Source organism: Streptosporangium sp. NPDC048886 (assembly GCF_055586905.1).
In genome coordinates, this window is sequence record NZ_JBVJHH010000005.1 from 229,864 (window position 1) to 252,074 (window position 22,211).

General features: G+C 70.3%; 21 protein-coding genes. 5 read left to right on the forward strand and 16 right to left on the reverse strand.

From position 1 onward, the window contains the following. Nucleotides 1-95 precede the first annotated feature (95 nt). Nucleotides 96-392 (reverse strand): hypothetical protein, encoded by a 297-nt coding sequence (locus ACZ6R6_RS08210; RefSeq protein WP_470091213.1) that lies wholly within the window; start codon nucleotides 390-392, stop codon nucleotides 96-98. Between the two features lie 189 nt (nucleotides 393-581). Further along, nucleotides 582-1,034 carry a MarR family winged helix-turn-helix transcriptional regulator gene (locus ACZ6R6_RS08215; protein WP_470091214.1) on the reverse strand — a complete coding sequence of 151 codons (453 nt, stop codon included), beginning with the start codon at nucleotides 1,032-1,034 and terminating at the stop codon, nucleotides 582-584. A gap of 68 nt (nucleotides 1,035-1,102) precedes the next feature. Here ACZ6R6_RS08215 and ACZ6R6_RS08220 point away from each other — a divergent pair, with 68 nt between their 5' ends. After that, nucleotides 1,103-1,531: a MarR family winged helix-turn-helix transcriptional regulator gene (locus tag ACZ6R6_RS08220; protein ID WP_470091216.1), complete on the forward strand. Its 429-nt coding sequence runs from the start codon at nucleotides 1,103-1,105 to the stop codon at nucleotides 1,529-1,531. A gap of 33 nt (nucleotides 1,532-1,564) precedes the next feature. Here the strand turns inward: ACZ6R6_RS08220 and ACZ6R6_RS08225 are convergent, their stop codons facing one another. Both ACZ6R6_RS08225 and ACZ6R6_RS08230 read right to left on the reverse strand, forming a co-directional pair. Continuing rightward, a complete protein-coding gene (locus tag ACZ6R6_RS08225) occupies nucleotides 1,565-2,173 on the reverse strand; it encodes an NAD(P)-dependent oxidoreductase (RefSeq protein WP_470091217.1) in 609 nt (202 codons plus the stop codon). A gap of 181 nt (nucleotides 2,174-2,354) precedes the next feature. Next, complete coding sequence (locus tag ACZ6R6_RS08230) at nucleotides 2,355-3,026, reverse strand: MOSC domain-containing protein (protein WP_470091219.1); 672 nt, start codon at nucleotides 3,024-3,026, stop codon at nucleotides 2,355-2,357. Between the two features lie 409 nt (nucleotides 3,027-3,435). Between ACZ6R6_RS08230 and ACZ6R6_RS08235 the strand changes: the two genes are divergently transcribed. Both ACZ6R6_RS08235 and ACZ6R6_RS08240 read left to right on the forward strand, forming a co-directional pair. Next, nucleotides 3,436-4,038, forward strand: coding sequence for a TetR/AcrR family transcriptional regulator (locus tag ACZ6R6_RS08235; RefSeq protein WP_470091220.1), 603 nt, complete (start codon nucleotides 3,436-3,438; stop codon nucleotides 4,036-4,038). A gap of 209 nt (nucleotides 4,039-4,247) precedes the next feature. Further along, on the forward strand, nucleotides 4,248-5,075 hold the full coding sequence (locus ACZ6R6_RS08240; RefSeq protein WP_470091221.1) for an alpha/beta fold hydrolase: 828 nt from the start codon (nucleotides 4,248-4,250) through the stop codon (nucleotides 5,073-5,075). 224 nt (nucleotides 5,076-5,299) lie between these two features. Here the strand turns inward: ACZ6R6_RS08240 and ACZ6R6_RS08245 are convergent, their stop codons facing one another. The 3 genes from ACZ6R6_RS08245 to ACZ6R6_RS08255 all read right to left on the reverse strand — a co-directional run bounded on the left by ACZ6R6_RS08245 (nucleotide 5,300) and on the right by ACZ6R6_RS08255 (nucleotide 9,612). Beyond that, complete coding sequence (locus ACZ6R6_RS08245) at nucleotides 5,300-6,043, reverse strand: lytic polysaccharide monooxygenase (protein WP_470091223.1); 744 nt, start codon at nucleotides 6,041-6,043, stop codon at nucleotides 5,300-5,302. A 263-nt stretch (nucleotides 6,044-6,306) separates the two neighbouring features. Continuing rightward, on the reverse strand, nucleotides 6,307-8,415 hold the full coding sequence (gene fusA / locus ACZ6R6_RS08250; protein WP_470091224.1) for an elongation factor G: 2,109 nt from the start codon (nucleotides 8,413-8,415) through the stop codon (nucleotides 6,307-6,309). 498 nt (nucleotides 8,416-8,913) lie between these two features. Continuing rightward, nucleotides 8,914-9,612, reverse strand: coding sequence for a macro domain-containing protein (locus ACZ6R6_RS08255; RefSeq protein ID WP_470091225.1), 699 nt, complete (start codon nucleotides 9,610-9,612; stop codon nucleotides 8,914-8,916). Nucleotides 9,613-9,826: 214 nt separating this feature from the next. Here ACZ6R6_RS08255 and ACZ6R6_RS08260 point away from each other — a divergent pair, with 214 nt between their 5' ends. Then, on the forward strand, nucleotides 9,827-11,443 hold the full coding sequence (locus tag ACZ6R6_RS08260; RefSeq protein WP_470091227.1) for an ADP-ribosyltransferase domain-containing protein: 1,617 nt from the start codon (nucleotides 9,827-9,829) through the stop codon (nucleotides 11,441-11,443). A 245-nt stretch (nucleotides 11,444-11,688) separates the two neighbouring features. Here ACZ6R6_RS08260 and ACZ6R6_RS08265 read toward each other — a convergent pair whose 3' ends face one another. Then, a complete protein-coding gene (locus tag ACZ6R6_RS08265; RefSeq protein WP_470091228.1) occupies nucleotides 11,689-12,234 on the reverse strand; it encodes a dihydrofolate reductase family protein in 546 nt (181 codons plus the stop codon). 275 nt (nucleotides 12,235-12,509) lie between these two features. Then, nucleotides 12,510-13,211, reverse strand: a complete 702-nt coding sequence (locus ACZ6R6_RS08270; RefSeq protein WP_470091230.1) for a helix-turn-helix domain-containing protein — start codon at nucleotides 13,209-13,211, stop codon at nucleotides 12,510-12,512. Between the two features lie 232 nt (nucleotides 13,212-13,443). On the opposite strand from ACZ6R6_RS08270, the gene ACZ6R6_RS08275 reads away from it, so the two are divergent. Then, nucleotides 13,444-14,325 carry a hypothetical protein gene (locus ACZ6R6_RS08275; RefSeq protein WP_470091231.1) on the forward strand — a complete coding sequence of 294 codons (882 nt, stop codon included), beginning with the start codon at nucleotides 13,444-13,446 and terminating at the stop codon, nucleotides 14,323-14,325. 328 nt (nucleotides 14,326-14,653) lie between these two features. Here ACZ6R6_RS08275 and ACZ6R6_RS08280 read toward each other — a convergent pair whose 3' ends face one another. The 7 genes from ACZ6R6_RS08280 to ACZ6R6_RS08310 all read right to left on the reverse strand — a co-directional run bounded on the left by ACZ6R6_RS08280 (nucleotide 14,654) and on the right by ACZ6R6_RS08310 (nucleotide 21,951). Then, the gene (locus tag ACZ6R6_RS08280; protein ID WP_470091232.1) at nucleotides 14,654-15,862 is read right to left on the reverse strand and encodes a 5'-nucleotidase C-terminal domain-containing protein; all 1,209 of its coding nucleotides are present in this window, start codon (nucleotides 15,860-15,862) and stop codon (nucleotides 14,654-14,656) included. A 552-nt stretch (nucleotides 15,863-16,414) separates the two neighbouring features. Further along, nucleotides 16,415-17,263 (reverse strand): permease-like cell division protein FtsX, encoded by an 849-nt coding sequence (locus tag ACZ6R6_RS08285; RefSeq protein WP_470091233.1) that lies wholly within the window; start codon nucleotides 17,261-17,263, stop codon nucleotides 16,415-16,417. Between the two features lie 259 nt (nucleotides 17,264-17,522). Beyond that, nucleotides 17,523-17,687: a hypothetical protein gene (locus tag ACZ6R6_RS08290; RefSeq protein WP_470091235.1), complete on the reverse strand. Its 165-nt coding sequence runs from the start codon at nucleotides 17,685-17,687 to the stop codon at nucleotides 17,523-17,525. Between the two features lie 582 nt (nucleotides 17,688-18,269). Further along, complete coding sequence (gene menC, locus ACZ6R6_RS08295) at nucleotides 18,270-19,379, reverse strand: o-succinylbenzoate synthase (protein WP_470091237.1); 1,110 nt, start codon at nucleotides 19,377-19,379, stop codon at nucleotides 18,270-18,272. Next, entirely contained in the window at nucleotides 19,376-20,131 is a 756-nt protein-coding gene (locus tag ACZ6R6_RS08300; RefSeq protein WP_470091238.1) for a GNAT family N-acetyltransferase, read from the reverse strand. The genes menC and ACZ6R6_RS08300 overlap by 4 nt, the downstream gene beginning before the upstream one ends. Nucleotides 20,132-20,185: 54 nt before the next feature. Then, complete coding sequence (locus ACZ6R6_RS08305) at nucleotides 20,186-21,775, reverse strand: PucR family transcriptional regulator (protein ID WP_470091240.1); 1,590 nt, start codon at nucleotides 21,773-21,775, stop codon at nucleotides 20,186-20,188. Next, entirely contained in the window at nucleotides 21,772-21,951 is a 180-nt protein-coding gene (locus ACZ6R6_RS08310; RefSeq protein ID WP_470091241.1) for a hypothetical protein, read from the reverse strand. Before ACZ6R6_RS08310 ends, ACZ6R6_RS08305 begins: the two co-directional genes overlap by 4 nt. Between the last annotated feature and the right edge of the window lie 260 nt (nucleotides 21,952-22,211).

Sequence of the window (22,211 nt, forward strand, 5' to 3'; positions counted from 1 at the left end):
TACCTGTCACCATTCCGGCCGGACACCACCTTTTCCACCGCTGAGAACCCGGAGGCTTCCGCCGGCGCGGCCGGGCCCACCCGGCCGCGCGGCCGTCAGAGATCCTCGTCCCGGATCACGTCGAGGTCCATGTAACGTGGCGGACCGTCGCACAGCTCCCGCATCCGGTGGGCCAGCTTGCCGGTCTGCGGCAGCTCGCTGTTGCGCATCGCCTCCTCGTAGGACGGGAACCGGACGATGGCGACGTAATGGCCGGGGCGGGCGCGATCGCGGGTGAGGGTCGTGTGCGTCGCCGCCCTCTCGCCTCCGGTGGAGTCTCGCCACTCGTCCATCAGGCGCTGGACCTCCTGCTCGTCGGCGGTGTCGAATTCGATGACCTGTATGAAGCTCATGAGGTCCTCCCTGTCCGCGCCCACTACTAAACGACTCCATCTCCGAGAGCGGGTGCGGACAAGCAGGCTCGGGTCAAAACGCGCCCGGCTTTGCATGACTCGGCGGACGGCCGGCGCCTTCTCCGGCGAGAGCCTCCACGCGGGCGTCCCGGTGACCGCGCCGGGGCGTCCGGAGCCCGGCGACGCCTCTCAGCCGCCCCGGTGACGCCGTCCCAGCGCCTCCACGAAATCCCCGAGCAGGCGGGCGAACTCCCGCTGGTCGCGCTCCGGCCAGTCACGCATCGCCGTGCCGAAGACCTCTCGCCGGAACCGGTGGACCTGGTCGGCCTGCTCGACGCCCAGGTCGGTGAGCTCCAGGGTGCTGCGCCGGCCGTCCGCGGGGTCGGCCACCCGTCGTAGCAGCCCGGCGTCGACGGCCCTGGCGACCAGGCGGCTGGCACGGGGCTGATCGACGCCCATGCGGTCGGCGACGGAGCTCACCGTGGCCGTCCCGGGCCCTTCCTCCACCGCGTCGATCACCGCGAACAGCGCGGGATCCGGCTGGTCGCCGCCCGCGAGGCGCTGGATCGCACGGCGGCTCTGGCTGCGCCGGATCGCCACCATCGCCCGCTCGACGGCCGCGACCGCCTGGGAGTCCTCCATACGGCCATTGTACATGTATGAATACATGTTATTGTCAAAATACATGTATCAATCGTGAGGACGGCACCATGGAAGTCTCCGAGATCACCAGCCAGCAGCGCCCCCTGGGCTACTGGATCAAGCAGCTTCACGTCGCCATCGAGCGCTCCCTCGACGACCTGCTCGGTGGGGAGGGGCTGACCCGCCGTCACTGGCAGGTGATGAACGTCATCGCCGCGGAACCCCGCACCCCGGCCGAGCTCGACGCCGCGCTCGGACCCTTCCTCAGCGCCGCACAGCCCTCGCTGCTCCCGGTCGCGGAGGAGCTGCGCGAGCGCGGATGGCTCGCCGAGGGCGGGCCGCTCGCCCTCACCGAGGCGGGCACCCGCGCGCACACCGACCTGCACGACAAGGTGACCGCCGCCCGCGTCCGCGTCACCGAGGGCGTCAGCGCCGAGGAGTACCGGACGACCGTCGACGTCCTGAGCCGGATGACCGCCAATCTCGGCGGCCGGTGACGGTGTGACGGCGGCCTGGCAGCCCCGCGCGCGCTAGTAGCCGGCGGTGAAGCGCTCCCGGACGAAGGAGCCCTTCTCCAGGGTGTCGAGGAGGGCGGCGGCGAAGTCCGGGACCGTGATCCGGGTGTCGGCGCCGCTGATCGGGGTGTCGCCGGCCTTGACCCGGTAGGCGCCGGTGCGCTCGCCGTCGACGAGGTGGACCGGGGGCGGGCTGGCGTAGGACCAGTCCAGCGCGCCGCCCTGGGCGCGGAGCAGTTCGAGGGCCTCGCCCTGGGCGCGGGCCTCGGCCAGATACTCCTTCGGGAAGTTCGGGCTGTCGACGAACCGCCGCCCCGGGGCCTGCTCCAGACTGCCGCCGCCGCCCACGACCAGCAGCCGCCTCACCCCGATCCCGGGCAGCACGTCGATCAGGGTCCGGACCGCCTCGGGCACGGTCTCGGGTCCCTTCACCGCCAGCACCACCGCGTCGTGCCCGGTCAGCACCCCGGCGATCGAGCCCCGGTCGAGCACGTCGGCGTCGACCCCGTTCCCCAGCGAGGAGGCGTCCCTGGCGACGGGCGTGACCTCGTGGCCACGGTCGCGGGCCTCCCGGACGACGGCCGAGCCGATGTGACCACTGGCCCCGACAATTGCGATCTTCATCTGCTGCCCTTTCCACCACGGTCGAGGAAGTCGGCGACGGGGGGTGATCTGCGGCGGCTTCTCTTCAAGTGCGGGATGCCCGGTGTCGGCCAGATGCAACTCCGCTCCGGGCACATCCTTCAGGAAAGCCCGCGCCCCTTCCGCCCGGACGGGGACCGCCGTGCCGTCGTGGCGGCGCGGATCACGCGTTCCGGGGCCGCCCCGCCAGCCGCCGGTGGATCTTCTCCGTGAAGTAGGGGTTGAGCGCCTCGCCGGCGTCGAGCAGCCGCGGCAGCAGCCCGGCCTCGGTCGTCAGGGCGCGGAAGAGGAACTCGACCGTCACCGCGTGGTCCGGCCGGGAGACGACCTCGACGACGTCGCCCGCCTGGATCTCGCCGGGCACGATGACGCGGAGATAGGCGCCGGGCAGGGCGGCCTCGGTGAACCGCCGCACCCATCCCTTCCGGTCCAGCCAGCCCGCGAACGTGCGGCACGGGATGCGGGCCGAGGTGACTTCGAGGATCAGGTCCGCCCCGATCCGCCACCGCTCACCGACCAGGGCGCCGTTGACGTCGAGGCCGGCGGTGGTGAGGTTCTCACCGAAGACCCCGTTGGACAGCTCGCGCCCCAACTCCTTCTCCCAGGTGTCGAGATCCTCACGCGCGTAGGCGTACACCGCCTGGTGATCGCCGCCGTGGTCGCGCAGATCGCCGATCGTGTCCCCCGCGACACCGCTGCCCGCCGTACCCATCGGGCCGGGGGCCGCCACGGCGACCGGCCCGTCGGCGGGGCGCTTGTCGATCCCGGTGAGATCGGCGCTGGTGTAGTCGGCGGAGTGTGGATGAGCGAGGTTCACCGAGAGAAGCCGTGACATGTTTTCACCATATAAGGGGTAAAAGCGGTCTCCTGCGTAGGAATTACCGCACCGGGGCCGGACCAGGACGGCGACCAACCCGCCGTCGCCGGTCCGGCACCCGTCCGCGCACCTCGGGGCTCACCTGCGTGCCCCCGGCCTCATCTGTGCGTCCCGGGCTTGGGCAGCGGCCTCGGCCGCGGCACCGACCGCGGCGGCGTGGGAGCCTGGCGCGGGCGGACCGGCCGGGACCGGGGGATCTGCCGCATGGACGCATCGGTCCAGCGGGGTACGGCGGGCAGGACGGTGAACTCGACTCGCATCCGGTCTCTCTTTCTCATCGACGCCCTAGGCGTAGTACTCTGTTCGGAGTGGTTTGAACGTAGTACTACACCTAGAGTGGTGTCAAGCGAGATCATTGGGAGATCCGATGCGGCAGAATCCGGCACGGCGGGCGGCGCTCGTCGACGCGGCCATCGAAGTCCTGGCACGCGAGGGGGCGCGCGGCCTGACCTTCCGTGCCGTCGACGTCGAGGCGGCGGTGCCGAACGGCACCGCGTCGAACTACTTCGCCAACCGCGACGACCTGCTCACCCAGGCGGGCGCCCGCTTCTACGAACGGCTGCAGCCCGACGCGACCACCCTCGCCCGGGCCCTGGAGGGGCCGCGTGACCGCGACAGGGTCACGCGGCTGATGCACGAGCTGGTGGGCCGGATCACCGACTTCCGCTCGGGCTACCTGGCCCTGCTGGAACTGCGCCTGGAGGCCACCCGCCGCCCCGAGCTGCGCGCCGTGCTCACCCGCCAGATCCGCGCCGACGTCGAGGCCAACATCGCCTACCACCGGGAGTCCGGCCTGCCCGGTGACGACACCACGGTGGTGCTCCTCTACATGACCCTGAACTGGCTGATCGTGGAGCGGCTCACCCTGCCCGACGTCTTTCCCGGGCAGCAGCTCCACGACCTGATCACCGACGCGGTGGAGCGGCTCCTGCCCCCGGACCCCCCGGGCGGCTCCGGGGACCACCCCTGACGGCCCCGTTGGGCCACGCGTCGCCGGGGCCGCGCCGGACGAGGTCCGGCACCGTGCCGCGGGCCGTGGCCGAGGGCCGCCTTCGGGCAGGAGCAGGCTCTCACCAAGGAAGGACAAAAGGTGGGAATTGTCCAGAGTGGCCCTGATCGGGCCCGGGAACTGTCGTTGTGGCCTTCAGGGGGAGGCCGTTTCCACGAGGGGGACCTGCGATGGGGCACATCACCACCGAAGACGGCACCGGCATCTTCTACAAGGACGGGGGCTCCGGTCAGCCGGTGGTCTTCAGCCACGGCTGGCCGCTCAACTCCGACGCCTGGGAAGACCAGATCCGCTTCATCGCCGAGAACGGCTACCGCGCCGTGGCCCACGACCGGCGCGGGCACGGCCGCTCCAGCGCGACGTGGCACGGCAACGACATGGACACCTACGCCGACGATCTCGCCGAGGTGATCGAGAAGCTGGACCTGCGGGATGTGGTCCTGGTCGGCCACTCCACCGGCGGCGGCGAGGTCGCCCGCTACATCGGCCGCCACGGCACCTCCCGGGTGGCCAAGGCCGTCCTGCTCGGCGCGGTCCCGCCGCTGATGCTGAAGACCGACGCCAACCCCGAAGGGACCCCCATCGAGGTCTTCGACGACATCCGGGCCGCGGTGGAGAAAGACCGCGCGCAGTACTGGAAAGACCTCAGCGTCCCCTTCTACGGCGCCGACCGGCCCGATTCCGACGTGTCGGAGGGCGTGCGCGAGGCGTTCTGGCTGTGGAGCATGCAGGTCTCCCTGAAGGCCGCCTACGACTGCGTCAAGGCATTCTCCGAAAGCGACTTCACTCAGGACCTCAAACGGTTCGACGTGCCGACCCTGATCGTGCACGGGGACGCCGACCAGATCGTGCCCATCGGCGACTCGGCCATGAAGTCAGCCGAGATCGTCGCGGACGCGACCCTCAAGGTCTACCCCGGCGCCCCGCACGGCCTGGCCAACATCAACCCCTACAAGGACCGGTTCAACAGCGACCTGCTGGCCTTCATCAAGGGCTGACAGACCCGTCCGTCAAGGGCTGACAGGCCCGTCCGCCGGGCCCTGCACGAGGGCCGCGCCCTTGCTCCCGGGATCGCGGAACGCGTGAAACGGCGTCCTGGAGTTCCGTAGGACGCCCGGACGCCGATCCGGACCGGCCGGAGACCCGCACTCCTTCGGAAAGCTCCTTTGGAAAGCCCTCAGGAAAGGAGCGCGGGCGCCGATCGCCGCCGGGCGTCACCGGCTCAGCGGCGCTGCCAGAGGGCCGGGACGTAGGGCGGCTCCCAGCCGGGCAGCGCGGTGTGCGCCTGGAGGCACTGGTAGGTGGCGCCGTTGTAGACCGCCTGGTCACCGGCCGCGTAGAGGGTGCCGGCGGTCCAGGGGCCGGCAGGTCCCTGGGTGGGCGAGACGGTCGGGGTCGGGGTCGGGGTCGGGGTGGGGGTGGGGGTCGGGGTCGGCGTGGGAGTCGGGTCGGGGCCGCCGCCTACCTTGACGTCGACGCAGTTGTAGAAGGCCATCGCGGTGTCGGCGATGTTCCAGATGGCGAGCACCTTGAGGCGGCCGGTCCGGCCTCCCAGGTTGACCACGTGCGAGACCGTGGAGCCCGGCACCTTGCCCCGGTCGTCGAACACCGCGACGCGGGTGCCGCCGACGAAGTACTCCCACGTGCTGGTGGCGTGACGGGCCTCGATCCGCCAGTTGAAGGTGACCGAGTCACCGACGTCGGTGACCGGCCATGCCTTGCTGTCGTCGTCGAGCGGGGCCCAGCGGGCGTCGCCGCCGCTGCAGTTCCGCTGCCCCTTGGGACCCTCGACGCTGGCCGGCTCCCAGATGATCTGGCCGCAGTTGGCGACCTTCCCCTGGGCGCAGAGTGCCTGCCTGCTGGGAGGGGAGGTGATGTAGCCGTGCGCCAGGGCGGGCGATGCGACGAACACCACGGACGCGACCGCGATGACCGCCGCCGCCAAGACTCTGATCAATTTGCGCATGTCGTGTTTCCTTCGCTGGGGGGTGGGACCAAATATAAAGGAAACTTTACTAACAGTAAATGTCCGTCGGACTCCGATCGTGCCCGGTCACAGGGTGCGAAGAGGCTGCGAAACTGCCCCGTCCGGAGCGGCTCCGGTTGGAGCTGCCCCGTCCGGGAGCTGCCCCGTCCGGAGCGGCTCCGGTTGGCGCTGCCCCGCCCGGAGCGGCCCAGGCTGGAGCCGGAACGGCCCCGCCCACGTGTGGGCGGGGCCGTCGCCGGGTTCTACCGGGGCGGCGTCGCGTCGGACGCGGCACCCGGCACCGGGGCGTGACCGGCGGCCCGAGTGGTGAAGGTCCCCCGGCCCTGGGTCCGGCTGCGCAGCCGGGTCGCGTAGCCGAACAGCTCGGCCAGCGGCACGGTCGCGGTGATCACCACCGTGCCCGCCCGCGTGGTCGAGCCCGAGACCCGGCCGCGCCGTGCCGCCAGGTCGCCCAGCACCCCACCGACGGCGTCGTCGGGCACGGTGACCGTGACCTCGACCATCGGTTCCAGCAGCTGCATCACGCTTGCGCGCAGTGCCTCCCGCAGCGCGAGCCGGCCGGCCGTCTGGAACGCCATCTCCGAGGAGTCCTTGGAATGGGTGACTCCGTCGGTCAGCGTGACCCGCAGGCCGGTCACCGGGTGACCGCCGAGGGGGCCCGCGGCCAGAGCATCCCGGCAACCGGCTTCCACCGCCCGGACATACTCCCTCGGCACCCGCCCACCGACGACGGTCGAACGGAACACGAAGTCCACGGCGCCGCCGCCGTCGGCACGGACGGCGTCCGGGACGGCCTCCAGCGGCTCCACGTCGAGGACGACATGGGCGAACTGTCCGGCGCCGCCGTCCTGCTTGACGTGCCGGTACAGCAGCCCGGACACCCCGCGGGCGACCGTCTCCCGGTAGGCCACCTGCGGCCGGCCGACGCTGACCTCCAGCCCGCGGTCGCGGCGGACCTTCTCCACCGCGACCTCCAGATGCAGCTCGCCCATCCCCGACAGCACCGTCTGGCCGGTCTCGGGGTCGGTCCGGACCGCCAGCGAGGGATCCTCCTCGACCAGCCGCGCCAACGCCGACGCCAGCCGATCGGTATCGGTGCTCCTGCGGGCCTCGACCGCCACGGAGACCACCGGATCGGCCACGGCCGGCGGTTCGAGGACCAACGGCGCCGCGGGCGCGCACAGGGTGGCCCCGGCGCGGGCCGCCTTCAGCCCGACCACCGCGACGATGTCCCCGGCCACCGCCCGCTCCACCTCCATGTGCCGGTCGGCCTGCACCCGCAGGATCCGGCCGATCCGCTCGGTGCGCCGCGCGCCGGCGTCCAGCACCGTGTCTCCCTTCTCGACCGTCCCCGAATACACCCGCAGGTAGGTCAGCCGTCCGGCGGCGGTCGAATTCACCTTGAAGACCAGCGAGGCGAACGGCGCCGCCGGGTCGGCGGCCCGCTCCCGCACCGTGCCGCCCTGGGTGCCGCGTACCGCCGGCACCTCCAGCGGCGAGGGCAGGTAGGCCACGACGGCCTCCAGCAGCGGTTCGATCCCGCGGTTGCGGTAGGCCGATCCGCACACCACCACCACGCCCTCACCGGTACGGGTCAGATCGCGCAGTGCGATGGCGAGAGTCCGGGCGGAGACCGTCGAATCCGCACAGAACTCCTCCAACGCCACCGGGTGCAGTCCGGCCACCACCTCCTCGAGGAGCCGGCGGCGGCGGTGCGCCTCTTCCCGCAGGGCGTCCGGCACCGGCCCGTCCCTGCCCGTCTCACCACCGTCGTCCCAGATCAGCGACCTCATCCGCAGCAGATCCACCACCCCGGTGAACCCGTCCTCCCGCCCGATCGGCAGCTGCGTCACCAGAGGGGTCACCCGCAACCGTTCGCGGATCGACTCGACCGCCGTGTCGAGGTCGGCCCCGGCGCGGTCCAGCTTGTTGACGAAGGCGATCCGCGGCACTCCGTACCGGTCGGCCTGCCGCCACACCGACTCGCTCTGCGGTTCGACCCCCGCGACGCCGTCGAACACCGCGATCGCGCCGTCGAGCACCCGCAGCGAGCGTTCCACCTCGTCGGAGAAGTCGACGTGGCCCGGGGTGTCGATGAGGTTGATCCGGTGGCCGTCCCAGACGCAGCTCACCGCCGCGGCGAAGATGGTGATCCCACGATCGCGCTCCTGGGAGTCGAAGTCGGTGACGGTCGTCCCCTCATGCACTTCGCCGCGTCTGTGCGTGGTGCCGGTGACGTAGAGGATCCGTTCGGTGATGGTGGTCTTGCCGGCGTCGACGTGGGCGAGGATGCCCAGATTGCGGATACCGGTCAGCGGGTCGGTGATATGACGGTGCGGGTTGCCACGCATGCCCTCAGCCCTTAGCTCTCAGCCCTTGGGACGATCGGAACAGGACAGCGCGATTGCCGGACGGAACGGCCTGGGGTCAGGCCACGCAGAGATCCCTGCTGCGGGACAACCCCATCGAGAAACAACCCGGCCGGTTGGTCCGACACCGGGCAGATGAGATCAGGCGTCCGTCACGGACGTCCGGTGCCGGCCGCGCAGCCGGTACCGGGGACCAGAAGACACCAGGATCACCTCGTACCGTGACTGGGGAACGACCACAGCGGTGCGGTGGCGCACAGCCGACTCCCCTCACTCGTCAAGGTGCGCGCTGCGGCGTCGCGGCAGCGCGTTTCATGATGAATGTACTGAAACCAATATGGGCGGGAAACCGGTTTTCTCATCAGCGGCGACGCATGGTCGACCACGGGTCCGACCGTTCCGGGCCGAGCAGGGCCCCGCTCCGTCCCGAGCCGCGCTCCCCGAGCACCCGCGGGCGCGGGCCGGCACCTGGCGACGGCGTCAGCGGGATCCGCCGGACCGGTGACCGTCGCGGGACGGCACGTCGGCGGGCGGCTCGATCCGCACCCGCTCCTCAGGACGGCTCTCGATGTCGTCGAGTTGCTCGCGGATCGTCTTCCGCAGGTCGTCGTAGTCCCGGAAGGAGTAGTCGTTGAACAGGGTGTAGCCGGTCCACATCAAGTTGGCGCACACCCGCGGCGGCACCCCGCCCGTCGCCACCCCCATGCCGACCAGCGCCACCGACTCGACGCTGCCCGGCTCCTTCTCGTTCTGCATGTGGATGGCCTGGAACGCGGCGGCGCACGCCAGAGCGACGTTCAGCGTCTCGCTCACGTTCTGCACCGACTGCACCATCGTCGGCGTCGAGATCAGGAACTTCGGGTTGGTCGCCCCGGACGGTACGCACACGGCGCTTCCCACCGGCAGCGACCCTCCGAACTGATCGCGGATCGCCCGCTGGACGCGCAGCTGGATCCCCGCCCCGAGATACCGCTTGATGACCGCGTCGACCCCGCCGTCCATCCGCCCGCGGGAGTTGGTCGGGCTGACCCAGGCATCGACGTGCTGGTCGAGGATCGACCCCTTGGAGATCTCGACCTCGGGGGTGTCGGCGAACGCCGCCCGCCACGACTGCGCCACCTCCGCGTTGATGTCGACCAGCACCACCTTGAGCAGTGGCTTCACGTGCTTGACGGTCATGGCTCACTCCGGGCGCGGGGGAGGGGTGTTTCCGGCACCCACGAAGATATCGCGCCCCGCCGACAAACCGGATCTTGGTTGGAGGGCCCACCCACTCCAGCGGGTGGGCCCTCCGGTTCTCCGACATCGCATCCGGGATCTTCGCACGGCACAATTCCCCCACCTCAATCACCCGTGCCGTCACCGGTACGGCCCGCCGATCCGGAAGCCCACGATGAGAGACGACAACGCCCCCACCCCGCCCGGCCCGAATGACCCGCTGGCCCTCGCCGAACTCTTCAAGGGCGGCGGCGAGCCGTGGCTGCCGCTCCTGAAGCCGGTCATCGAGGCGCAGCCGGCCGCGGCCACGTTCATCGGCCTGGACCGCAGCCCGCAGGTCGTGCCCGTCCGGGAACTGACCTTCCAGGCGCTCAAGCCCAACCCGCCGCACAAGTGGAAGGTCGTCGTCTTCGGCCAGAACCCCTACCCGCGGGCTGAGAGCGCCACCGGCATCGCCATGTTCGACAACGCCTTCCACGACTGGAAGGACAGCCAGTTCGGCAAGGTCATCACCATCCGCTGCATCATCAAGGCGGCGGCGATGTGGAAGCACGGCATCCCCAAGAAGACGCCGATCGCCGACATCCGCGCGCTCCTGAGGGAACACGACACCGTGCAGCCGCCGGAGTGGTTCCAGGCGATGCTCACGCAGGGCGTGCTGCTCCTGAACGCGGCACTGACCGCCAGCGGCGACGGGGCGATGGCCACCGACCGGCACACCGCGTTCTGGCGGCCGGTCGTCGAGAAGCTCGTCGAGGAGATCCTGAGGGCCAAGCAGGACGCCGACGAGCAGGACCGGGGCGTGGTGTTCGCGTGGTGGGGAGTCCACGCCCGCAGCCTGAAAGAGGTCGTACTCCGGCTCCAGAAGAAGTATCCCGAGGTGGAGGTCAGGCACATCGACCACCCCAACCCCGCGGCACAGGGCGACATCTTCTGCGACGGGCACCACTTCGACGCCGTGAACACGGCGCTCGGGGAGCTCGGGGCCGACGAGATCGACTGGCTGCCCAGCAGGGGGTGGAACGAGCTCGCGGCGCAGACCGGCGGGACGGACGCGGACACGGCCGAGCGCATGGGGGCGTTCATCGCCTCCACGATGGAGCTGCACAAGCTCTACCTCGAACGGCTCGCCGGCGTCAAGGACGAGGGGCTGGAGCTTCCGGCGATCACCGGCGTGTTCGACACCCCGCTCATGGACTTCCGCGAGGCCGTCGCCCCGGTGGCCAAGCTGCTGTCGGGTCTCGACCGGCACCTGGAGCAGTCGTACCGGTTCGGCGAGAAGCAGCCGGGCGACGCGGCCGGCGGCCTGTCCGCCGACGAGATCGCGGCCCTCTACCTCTACACCTGCGAGTCGGCGTTCTACCGGCAGATCAACGCCACCCTGCGCGACCCGGACCGCACCCGGATCGTCCCGTACCTCCCTTACCTGCGGCTCTTGTTCTCGGCCGTGTCACGGCTGCCGGCCCGCAAGGAGTCGCTGTGGCGCGGGGTGTCGCTGGACCTGCGAGCGCAGTACCCTCTCGGCCGCACCGTGACGTGGTGGGGGGTGTCCTCGTGTACGTCGGAGCTCAGCGTGGCCCAGGCGTTCCTCGGCCGCCGCGGCAAACGGACGCTCTTCGAGGTGCTCCCCGTGCGGGCCGTCGGCATCCGCGGCTTCTCCGCGTTCACCGGCGAGGAGGAGTTCATCCTCGCCCCCGGCACGCAGCTCAAGGTGACCGACGTGAAGGTCGAGCGCGGCGGCCTCTACACCGTGAGACTGACCGAGCTGGCCGAGCAGCACCTGGTGGCGTGAGCCACGGAGGGTGTCTCCGTTCATGAGGCTCCGGCGGCTCGGCTCATGAGGCTCCGGCGGCCCGGCGGCAGCGCCCCGGGCCGCCGGGCGGCCTCCCACACCTCCGGGCCCTCCACCCACGCGGCCGTGAACCGTCCGCCCATGCCGTAGGACCGGACAAGGTGCCGAAGGTGTTCTGGCCGCCGCCCGCGGCGCGCCGCCGTGATTCACGGACTCCGACCATGGCGGCGCCCCGCGGGCATCGGTCAGCCGGCGGCCGGAACGTAGGTCAGGTTGAGCACGCCGGTCTGGAACGTCTCGGACTTGACCAGCTCCAGCGGGTGGGTCGGGGTGTCCTCGAACAGCCGCCGGCCACGGCCGACGGCGATCGGGTGGAGGAGCAGGTTCAGCTCGTCGAGCAGCCCGTTGGCCAGAAGCCAGCGCACGGTCGTCGCCGAGCCGGACATCTGGATGTCGCCGTCGGTCCGCTCCTTGAGCTCGCGCAGCTTGGCCGCGACGCCACCGGAGACGACGGTGGTGTTGTTCCAGTCCGCCTTCTCCAGGGTGTCGGACACGACGTACTTGCGGGCGTTGTTGATGAACTTGGCGAAGTCTTCGTCCGCGTCCGCCGTCGGCCAGTACGCCGACCACTCCTCGTACAGCTTGCGGCCCATCAGGAACGCCGCCGCGTTCTGCACGCCCGCCCCGATCGCCGCGCCCATCTCGTCGTTGAAGTACGGGAAGTGCCACTGGTCCGGCGACTCGACCACACCGTCCAGCGAGATGAAGAAGTTCGAGACGATCTTGCCCATTGCTCTGCTCCCTTGTCGTTGGGGTTACGAGGAGTGGCTCACGATCACGGCCCGGATCGACCGGCCTCCGCGCGACGACCTCCCGTTCGGTATCGACAGCGGAGGAGGAGCGAGGCGGCCGGCGTGTTCCGTGCGGCATCCGACTCCAGCGCTCGGCCGGCACCCGGCGTACGTACGACAGCCGGGCAGCGCCGTGTCCCTGGGTGCCGGTGCCGGCCGCGAGATCCTCCGCCGCGGCGATGGCCGCGACTGGGAGATTAGGCGGGGACGGGCACTCACGTCTTGTACAGAAGCGACAGCGGCTCCGACGGGACCCGATCGCTCAACTGCGTGGCGGTCCGCCCGACATAGCGGGTCAGCGACCGCGCCAGGTGCGGTTGGTCGAAGTATCCGAGCCGGTGGATCACGTCGTGGGCCGGCGCGCCCTCCTGGATCAGGACCGCCGCTTGCCTGGCACGGTCGATCTGCCGGATGGCGCCGCGGGTGAGTCCGGTCGTCGCCACGAAGCGCCGCTGGAGGGTGCGTTCGGACACCTCGGGCGACGCGCCGCCGAGCACCGCGGCGACGATCGGGTCGCGGTCCAGGACGCCCTCACGCACCATCCGCCGTACGAACGCCTCGGCGCTGTCGTAGTCGGGAGGGCGCCAGGCGGAACCCTTCAGCCAGAACGATCTCCGCGTCGCGCCGGGGATCTCCGCAGAACAGTCGACGAGCCGACTGACCGGAAAATGGGGCATCGAAGTGCCGAGGGAGAAGCTGATGCCGAAGAACGTGGCGTCTTCGGGGACGGGGGCCGGACTCGCCCTTGACCCCGGCCCTTGAACGGCGACGTTGGCCTGACCGCGGTGCTCCCAGAAGACCAGGTCCCAATGGGCTGTCGCGATCGACGTCATCCGGTCGACGTCATGGCTGGTGCTCCGCCACACCCGCTCGATGTACGGCGAATCGGACGGTCGGCTCTCGACCTCCAACCCCATCCGAGTCATTCCCCCTCGCCCCGTTGGCGCTGCCGGGCAGGCAGTGTGGCACGAGACCCGCCAAGAACATCATGTCATCCGGTGAGCCGGCGGCAGCGGACGAGAACGGCGGCGATGGTGACGGAAAAGCCGGAGCGGACAAGGTCTCAGGCGGAACGTGCCCGTTACCATCTCATTGAGCTTCACCTTTCCGTTGAATGCCCTAAAAGCTCAACAAAAGGACAAATGACTCATGAGACGATGGGCTGCCCTGGCGGTCGCCGTACTGATCGCGTCCGTACCGGTCACCACGGGACCCGCCGCCGCGCAGGCAGACGCTCCCGATCCGGCCCGCGCGCTCAAGCGGCAGTTCCGGAACGAGCACGGCGTCCGGATCTCCGAGACCAACCGCTACTTCTTCGGCGAGAGGTCGAAGGTCTCCGGGAGCGGGACCCGGATCAGCGGCAGCCTCCAGTTCGCCCCATCGGGTCCGGTGGCCGCCGATTTCACCTGGCGGGACCTTCCCCGGCCGGGGGCCGAGGGGCTCCCATCCGAGAAGTCGGACCCCTACCACGTGATCCGCGTCGGTAAAGACGTCTACGACGACGCCGACCAGTATCCCGGGCCGGTCCCGGAGGGCAAGAAGTGGATCCGCTTCCCCAACGAACACAGGGGGAGCATGGGCCGGGACATGGCCCGGGACGCCAGCTTGCAGCCGCTCAACGTGTACGACCCGTCCATGATGAAGGCCGTGCTGAAGCGCTCGACGAGCAGGCCCGTCTCCGGCGGATCCCTTCACCGGGGCACCATGAGTTACAGGGAGCTGAGCAAGACCTCCAAGGACGCCCTCATCAGCTGGACCTCGGGGCGGCCCATCGGCGACAGGAGCAAGGGGAAGGTCTCCTGGCAGCTCTGGACCGACCGTTACGGCCTGCCCAAGCGCCTGATCACCACTGATACCACCGGAGCGGGGAGAGATCCACTGGTCAAGCGGAGCGACACGCGCTACACCGACTGGGGATTCCGTCTCGTCATCACCGCCCCGCCCGCCGACGAGGTCATCGACGAAGTCGATCTGCTGGAGTACGTCCGCACGCAGAACACGCCCATTCCGATGGACTCCAAGAACACTTGATGCGCCCTGGCGGTCGCGAGAACGGGCCCCACGAGACGGCGCGCCCCGGGCTCCTCGGGGATCCGCTCGCCGAGGCCGGCCGATGCATGTCCCGGGGCCGCGGTTACCGCACCTGACCGCGCACCGGTAGATCCGTGATCCGGCCCGGCCCCAGAAACCCCCGCGGAAACACCTTGAATCCCCGCGGAAACACCTTGGGAAAACTCGTGCGCACCCAACCTCTCCAAGTGCACATGATTCGATTCATGGTGAATCGCCGGACGGAACGCATCCCGCCCGGCGATCGACCCGGCTGTCCGGCGTCATGCCGCCCGGCCGGTCGGGTCACTCATCGAACAGTGACGCGGTCCCCCTTCGGCGCCTGGACCGGCGAGTTCTTCGCGATGTAGGCCGCCAGCGCTCCCCTGTCGTCCGGCCCGCCCCGGTAGACGTTGGTGCTCCCCTCCCATCTCGGGAAGCCCTGCCAGCCGCCCATCAGCATGTAGTTGGCCGCGATCTTGACCACCTGGGTGTCGGCCACCGGAGCGCCGTTCAGCGTGAGCTCGGTGACCACTCCGCCCTGCAACGTGTAGCGGAGCGAGGCCGAGGGGGTCAGCACCCAGCCCGAGGGGTTCGGGTGCGCCAGCAGCTTCTTGAGCTGTGCGCCGGTCATCGCGTTCACGTCGACGGCGAGCCCCGCGGGCTGGGTGACCCACAGTTCCTCGTAGGTGACCGGACCCGCGTCCAGGTCCGTGCGGAACCCGTGCCTGCCGACGAGGGCGACCTGCGCGCCGGAGACGGCCTGGACCGCGTCCAGGTAGGCGTCGGCGACCAGTTCGACGAGCGGGCCGCCGGCGGCGGTCAGCGCGATCTTCTCGGCGGTGGCGCCGAACCCCTCCTTGTCGCTCGGCGGACCGCACTCGAAGTAGTAGAGGGTGTTGGACGTGAGGCCGTCCGGCTGCCTGATCTCGATCTGTACCGAGGTCTTGCCCGTCTCCCAGTCCCAGTCGAGCGTCTCCAGCACGGTGGTGAACACGGCGCCGTGGTCGGCCGGCACGTTGACGGTCTTCCACTCCTGGGTGCCGACGAGGCGGTACTGAACAGCTTGCGCACCGGCGGGAAGCCCCTCGAAGTAGCCGTGGACCCTGAAGGTCAACGGGCACTTCGACGCGGTGGTCCGGTCGAAGACGATGGTGGCCTTCCGCACCGAGTTCTGGGCGGGATCGTCGTCGTCCCGCCCGGCGGGGGGCGGCGTGGCCGAGCCGTCCGGCCTGTCGAACTCCTGGGCGGATGTGGTCACGCTGTCCCACACGTCGCCCGTGCTCCCCAGGTCACCGGCGCAACTGACGGTGAAGGAGGCTTTCCCGGAGGTCTTCTTCACCGGGCTGACCAGGCGGACCGCGCCCCAGCCACGAGCGTCGCCGGCGACCTTGACCGACGTGGACAGCCGGACGGTCTTGATGCCCTTGCCACCGACCCTGTAGGTCTTGACGCTGCTCTTGTCTCCGTCGCTGAAGATCCATGCGTACTTCAGCGCCACCGGCGCCTTGACTCTCATCGTGGTGGACAGCGTCACGGTCGCCGGGCAGGCGCCGGCATGGGCCTTTGGTGAAGCGGAAGCCGTACCGAAGACAACCGGGCCCGGGGCGGCCTGCGCTCCCGGGGCGAAGACACCGGACGCCAGGGCGACAACAGCCACCAGCCCCCCGATCCGGCGCCCAGCCCTACCTGATAATCCCACGCTATTCCTCTCTTGCCACCTGCAACGAAGGATCTAGACAGATCTAGACATGCAAGGGATAACGGATTAGCCCGTTCCCTTGGAGGAACAGACGCTAGCCAGGCCGGCCGACAATTCCGCGAGAGCCGGATCGCCGGCGGACTCTTGCCCCGGCCAGGCGGTAGATGCGGGCCGGTGGCATGCGATCGGGCAGGACGGTGTCGCTGTACGGCTTGCTGTAGCTGTCCGGCTTGCTGCAAAGGGACGGAAGCCGCTCGGTCGCCTGTCAGCGGTGAGGCGATGGATGTCCATGGTGGCCGGACAGCGAACCTGAAGCCGCCTCAGGCTGCCCGCGCTGACTTCTCGAGACTGCCCGCGCTGACTTCTCGATCAGTCAAACCAAATACCAAACCGGGCCAGAAAAGATACCTCGACCCCTTCCAACGTTCCGGGCAGACCCTTCATCCTGTCCACGATCGAGGGGATGAGCGCCGGGTCGTCAAGTTTGACATAGTAGTTCTCGTAGTAATCATCCAATGACGTTGGCTTGGCATCGTCGTCCCCGCTTGAGGGGCCAGGGTTCCTCATGCGCGAAACCAAGGCTTCAACCTGCATGGACGTCCACATGTTGTGCGCCTGGTCCGCGAAATAGATGCGCCTGACGCCTTTCATACCCCTCAGGAGAGCCTCGATCGCCGCCCGCTCGCCGGCTGTCGCCTTGCCCCGCCCCTTACAGGGCTCCGCCTTGCTGGCGTTACTACACAGGACGATGGACACATCAGCCTTGTCCTCCCAGAAATGGGCGGGTACAACTTTGAAAAAGGAGATTCCAGGAAGCGCCTTGATGGCCGAATTGAGCCCAGGAGCGCCACTCCACCGATGCAGCCTCCCGCTGAATATATCCGCCATATCCTCTTCCTGCATAACTCCTATCAGGTCAGGAACGGCCTCCAACATCTCGTCCAGCTCCTCCTGTTTGCTCTTGTAGTGGAGGTCCTTGATCTGGGGCATCTGCCGTAGGACCTGATCGATCGCGCGCCTCTGCACCGGAGTCGTTTCCTTGCCTCCACAGCTCCCAAAATCGTCACCCTTGGCGCACAGGCGGATGGTGAACTTTCCTCCTTCCGGCCAAGGACCAACCGGGGGCGCGAGGATTTCCGGGAATCGGTCCGCCTCGGCGGCCGAGGTGCCGAACAGGAGGATCGTCATCGCAGCAAAAGCGAGAAGGACGCGGAACATGAGGCAACTATGTCAGGAAATCCGAATAGATTCCGCATGTGGCCCTCAAGGCCAATACCGACAGACGGCAGAGCGGGCTGGTGAGACGCGACCGTGAAGTCGAAACGGTCGGGAAGAACAGGCGGTGAGCCCTGCGCCGCCGGCAGCTCGATGGCCGACTCATCAGATCAGGACACTGAAAAGTCAGATCAGGACACTGAAAAGCCCCTGAGGCGGCGTGCCCGTCCAGGGGCTTTCCGCCGGAGCGGGTTGCCTGTCCTCAGCCGTTGCGCTGACCCCGGATCACGTAGCGGGTGTGGGCCCCGTCCATCCACTCCCGGTCGATCTCCCCGCCCGTCACCCGGACTGGCACGGGCCGGACGCCGACACCTTCGACGTCACCCGCAAGGTCAAGGATCACCTGGCGCTCGGCTACGGTGTGCACTTCTGCCTCGACGCTCCCCTGGCCCGCCTCGAAATCACAGAAGCCCTGCGTCAGCTCTTCGAGCGTTTCCCCGCCATGTCACTGGCGGCACCGGCCGACGCGTTGCGGCCGGTGCCCACTCTCATCAGCAGCGGTCACCAGGGGCGCCGCGGTCCCGCGGGTGCTGATCATCGCGTCCTTGCGCGGCGTGGCGAGCGCCCCGGTCTCCTGCGCGAGCCATCACCGGCTCGGCCGCCTTCATCGACGGCGAGCGCGTCGAGGGGATCACCAAGAGCGGCCGCAAACGCGTCGTCAGCCTCGACGACGGAAGGGGCAGAGCCCTGAAGGCGCAGCGGAGCAGGCCGGCCGCCGACAAACCGGCGGCCGGCAGGGGCGGAGGGGCCCGGACGGCCCGGCACCCCTACCCGGCTGCTCGGCTTCGGCACCACCTCTACCCGGCTGCTCGGCTCCGGCACCACCTCCGGCCCCGGCGACACGGACGCGGTCTGCGCGGACGGGCCGGGGCTCTACAGCAGTGTCCCCGCCTACGCGGGCCGGAAGACCCCCAGCGGCCACCGGGCCTGGCAGGTCACGTGAGACCGGTCACGTGACACGCACGGGCCGGTCGACGGTGAACATCTCCAGGGCGTCCGGGTCCGGCGCGACGCCGATCCCGGGGCCCTCGGGCACCGCGATGGAGTCGCCCTCCAGCTCGACCGGGGCGGTGATGTCGCGCTCGTAGTAGCGGGCGGTCGCCGAGATGTCGCCCGGCAGTGTGAAGCCGGGCAGGCTGGCCAGCGCCAGGTTCGCCATCCGGCCCAGCCCGGTCTCCAGCATGCCGCCGCACCAGACCGGCACGTCGCCCGCCTGGGCCAGGTCGTGGATGCGGCGGGCTTCCAGGTAGCCGCCGACCCTGCCGGGCTTGATGTTGATGATGGAGCAGGCGCGCGCTCTGATCGCGGCGACGGCGGCGCGGGCCGAGGTGATCGACTCGTCCAGGCAGATCGGCGTCTCCATCCGGGCGGCGAGCTGGGCGTGCCCGTGCAGGTCGTCCGGGGCGAAGGGCTGCTCCAGCAGCGTCAGGCCGTAGGCGTCGAGGCGGGCCAGGTGGCGGGCGTCGGCGGGGGCGTAGGCGGTGTTGGCGTCGGCGGTCAGCATGAGCTCGGCGCCGAACGTCTCGCGGACCAGCCTCACCGGCTCCAGGTCCCAGCCGGGCTCAATCTTGAGCTTGATCCGGGCGTAGCCGGCGCTGACGTGCCGGTCGACGGTGTCGAGCAAGGCGTCGAGGGTGGTGGCGATGCCCACCGACACGCCCACGCGGACGCTGCGCCGTACCCCTCCCAGATAGGCGGCGAGGGAGAGGCCGCGTGCCTTGAGTACGGCGTCCAGGACGGCCATCTCGACGGCGGCCTTGGCCATCGGATGCCCGCGCAGGTGCGCCAGCGCGGGCACCACGCCGGCCGGATCGAGGTCGGGTACGGCGAACAGGCTCGGCAGAAGGAAGCGGCGGATGATGTCGGCCGCCCCCTCCAGGTACTCCGGGCTGTAGGTGGGCTCGTCATCGGCCACGCACTCGCCCCAGCCTTCCTCCCCCTCGGAGCCGCGCACGCGCACCAGCAGCGCCCTGCGCACGGTCTGCGTGCCGAGCGAGGTGCGGAACGGTGTGAGCAGCGGCAGCGCGACCGTGCGCAGCTCGGCTTCGACGATCCTCATGCCGCACGCTCCAGCACGTACCAGCCGTCCCTGGTGAAGGCGGTGATCCGGTAACCGGCGGCGAGCGCGCCGCCCAGCGCGGCCCGCTGGGCCGCGCGCCACCTCGCGGCTTCCCCGGGGTTTTCGCGCCGCAGCCGCTCCACGTCGGCGGGGGTGGCGCAGCGCAGTACGGCGGCGCCGCCCGGCTCGTGCGCCGACCCGGTCTCGTCGAGGATCACCACGGCCGCCCCGCTTCCGCACGCCGGTGAAGCCGGGGCCGGGCCCGGGTTCACCGGCCAGTGCGCGAACAGCCGGTCGGAGGCGTCCGCGCCGTTGATGCCGTCGTTCATCGGCCCGTAGAAGTCGGGCACGTACCGCTCGGCCCGCGCGCCCAGCCTGGCGAGGTTGAAGAAGGCGTTGCGACGCACGAGCGGGTCGAAGGTCCAGGAGATGAAGTTCAGACCGCGCTCGGCAGCCCACCGGCGCTGGTGCGCCTTGATCGCCTGACCGATCCCTCGGCCGCGCGCCTCGGGCGCCACGCCCACCACGTGGGAGTGCAGGCTGCCGCCCTCGGCCAGGAACCCGGAGCCGGCGGCGACGAGCTCGCCGTCGAGGAAGGCGCCGCCGACGTAGCCGCCGGTGTGGTCAAAGGCGCACATGAGGTCGACGGTCAGCGGCGGGTCGTCGCCCGCCCTGATGTTCCAGACGCGGCGTAGCAGCCGGTCGGCGGCCTGGAACTGGGAGGTGTCGTGGAGGATGCGGAGTTCGACCATGCGCGCCAGCATTCCAGCGGGCCGCCGCCGGGGCGTTGGCGTGCAAGCCGAACTTCACTCGCCGCTGTTTGTGCCGGACGCCCATACCTCGCCCAGCCGCAGCTGGAGGCCCAGGACGAGCCTGACGTCGGGGTCGTCGAGCGGGACCAGCTCGCCGATGCGGCTCAGCCGGTACCTGAGCGTGTTGGGGTGCAGCGACAGCGTCTCGGCCGCCCTGCGCACGTCGTAGTGGGCGGCCAGCCAGACGCGCAGGCTGTGGACGTAGTCGGTGCCGTGCCTGGCGTCGTGCCCGGCCACCAGCGACAGCGGCTCGCCCAGCAGCGCCGGGCCGGTCCGCATCGACGCCGCCACGTCCAGCAGGAACAGCGCTGCCGCCAGCTCCTCGTGCAAGCCCACCTCGCCGCCTGCGGTCGGCCCGCACATCGCGCGCAGCGCCTCGTCGGCCTGCCGGGCGCTGGCGGGGACCTGCGCGACCGAGGCCACGGTCCTGCCGACGCCGGCCCGCCAGCGGCCGCCGAGACGGTCGGTGAGCTGGCCGAGGATGTCGGCGATGATGCGCCGCAGCAGCGGCGTGCCGGCCCCGGCGGCCACGACGGCGTAGGTCCTGCCGTCGACCGCGCCGACGGCGGCCCTGATCCGGTAGGCGGCGCAGGCGGTGCGCAGGAGGTCTCCGGCGTGCGTGGTGGCGAAAACGTCGGCACGTCTCCCGACCTCCCAGGTGCCGACCACCACGACCGCGACCGGTTCCTCCGGGTGCAGGCCGAAGGAGGTGGCAAGCTCGCCGGCGGGACCGACGCCCCGCAGCAGCCGGCCCAGCCATTCGTCCCTGGTCCTGCGGGCTTTGTCGGCGGCCAGGCTGATGCGTGCCAGGTGCGGGGCGGCGGTCCTGGCCGCTTCGGCGAGCACGGCGGCGGCGTCGGGCGCGAGCGGCTCGTCGGCCTGGATGGCCCAGATCGTGCCGAGGGCCTCGCCCCTGGCGCGTACCGCGATCGCCAGCCTCGGCAGGTACTCGCGTGGCTCGAAGCTCCAGACGGCCTCCTCGCAGCGCAGGATGGCGGCGTACTCCTCGGCGTTCGTCGGGTGCTCGGGGACGCGCCTGCCGAGGATGCCCTCCCTACGCAGTTCGTCGATGCGCTGGCCGCCGATCGTGGAGTAGGCGAGCACGCGCATGGCCAGGTCCTCGATGGCCACGGCACCTCCGACCCGGGCGGCGACCTGGTTGGCCAGCGCGAACAGGTCTCCTACCTGGGCGCCGTCGCCCAGGTCGGACGTAGGGGCGACGAGCGCGAGCAGGGCGTCGACCAGCGCGTAGAGCTGGCCCCACGACAGGCCGGGCGCGGCGGCCAGCAGCGCCACGCCCGCTCCCGCTGCCGCCTCGGTCAGCGCGGTGGCGTTGCCGAGCCCGGCCCGCACCACGACCGCGGTGGCACCCGCCTCGGCCGCGTGTTCCAGCAGGGACGGTTCCGGTCTGCCGGTGACCAGCAGCAGCGCTCCGTCGAAGGCGGTCATCGGCTCGTCGGAGCCGTAGATGACGGGCGCGCCGGCCATGGCCTGGCGACCGGACGGCAGGCACAGCGCGGTCACCACCTCCGTGCCGAGGCTGTCGAGCAGCACGCCGAGCGTCACCCGGCCCCGTGCACTCATGCGGCTCCCCGCAGCCGGCGGCAAGCGTCGCCTCGGCGAAGGAGGCGTCCGTGCCCGCCGCCGGTGAACTCGCCGTCGTCGATCACCATGCGGCTGCCCAGGAACATGTTGGTGACACCCGCCGGCCGCAGGCCGGGCTCGTCGTGGGTGCCGCCGCGCAGGATGAGGTCGTGCATGGGGTGAGCCTTTCCTAAGCCGAACACTGTCCACCTCGTCAGTCAGTACGAAGTTCGCGGGCTTTTCCGGGGGCGGGGCCACCAGGCGTCCGGTGCAGTCGTGGGCGGGGGTGTGCAGCACCGCCGAGGTGGTTCTCTGCTCGACGACCGCGCCCTCGAACAGCACCACGGTCCTGGTGGGCGGACCTGGCGGACGCGGGGGGACAGTCGGACGCCGGCAGCCCGGCCTCCCGCGTTCACCGACCCGACAGCCGAACTCT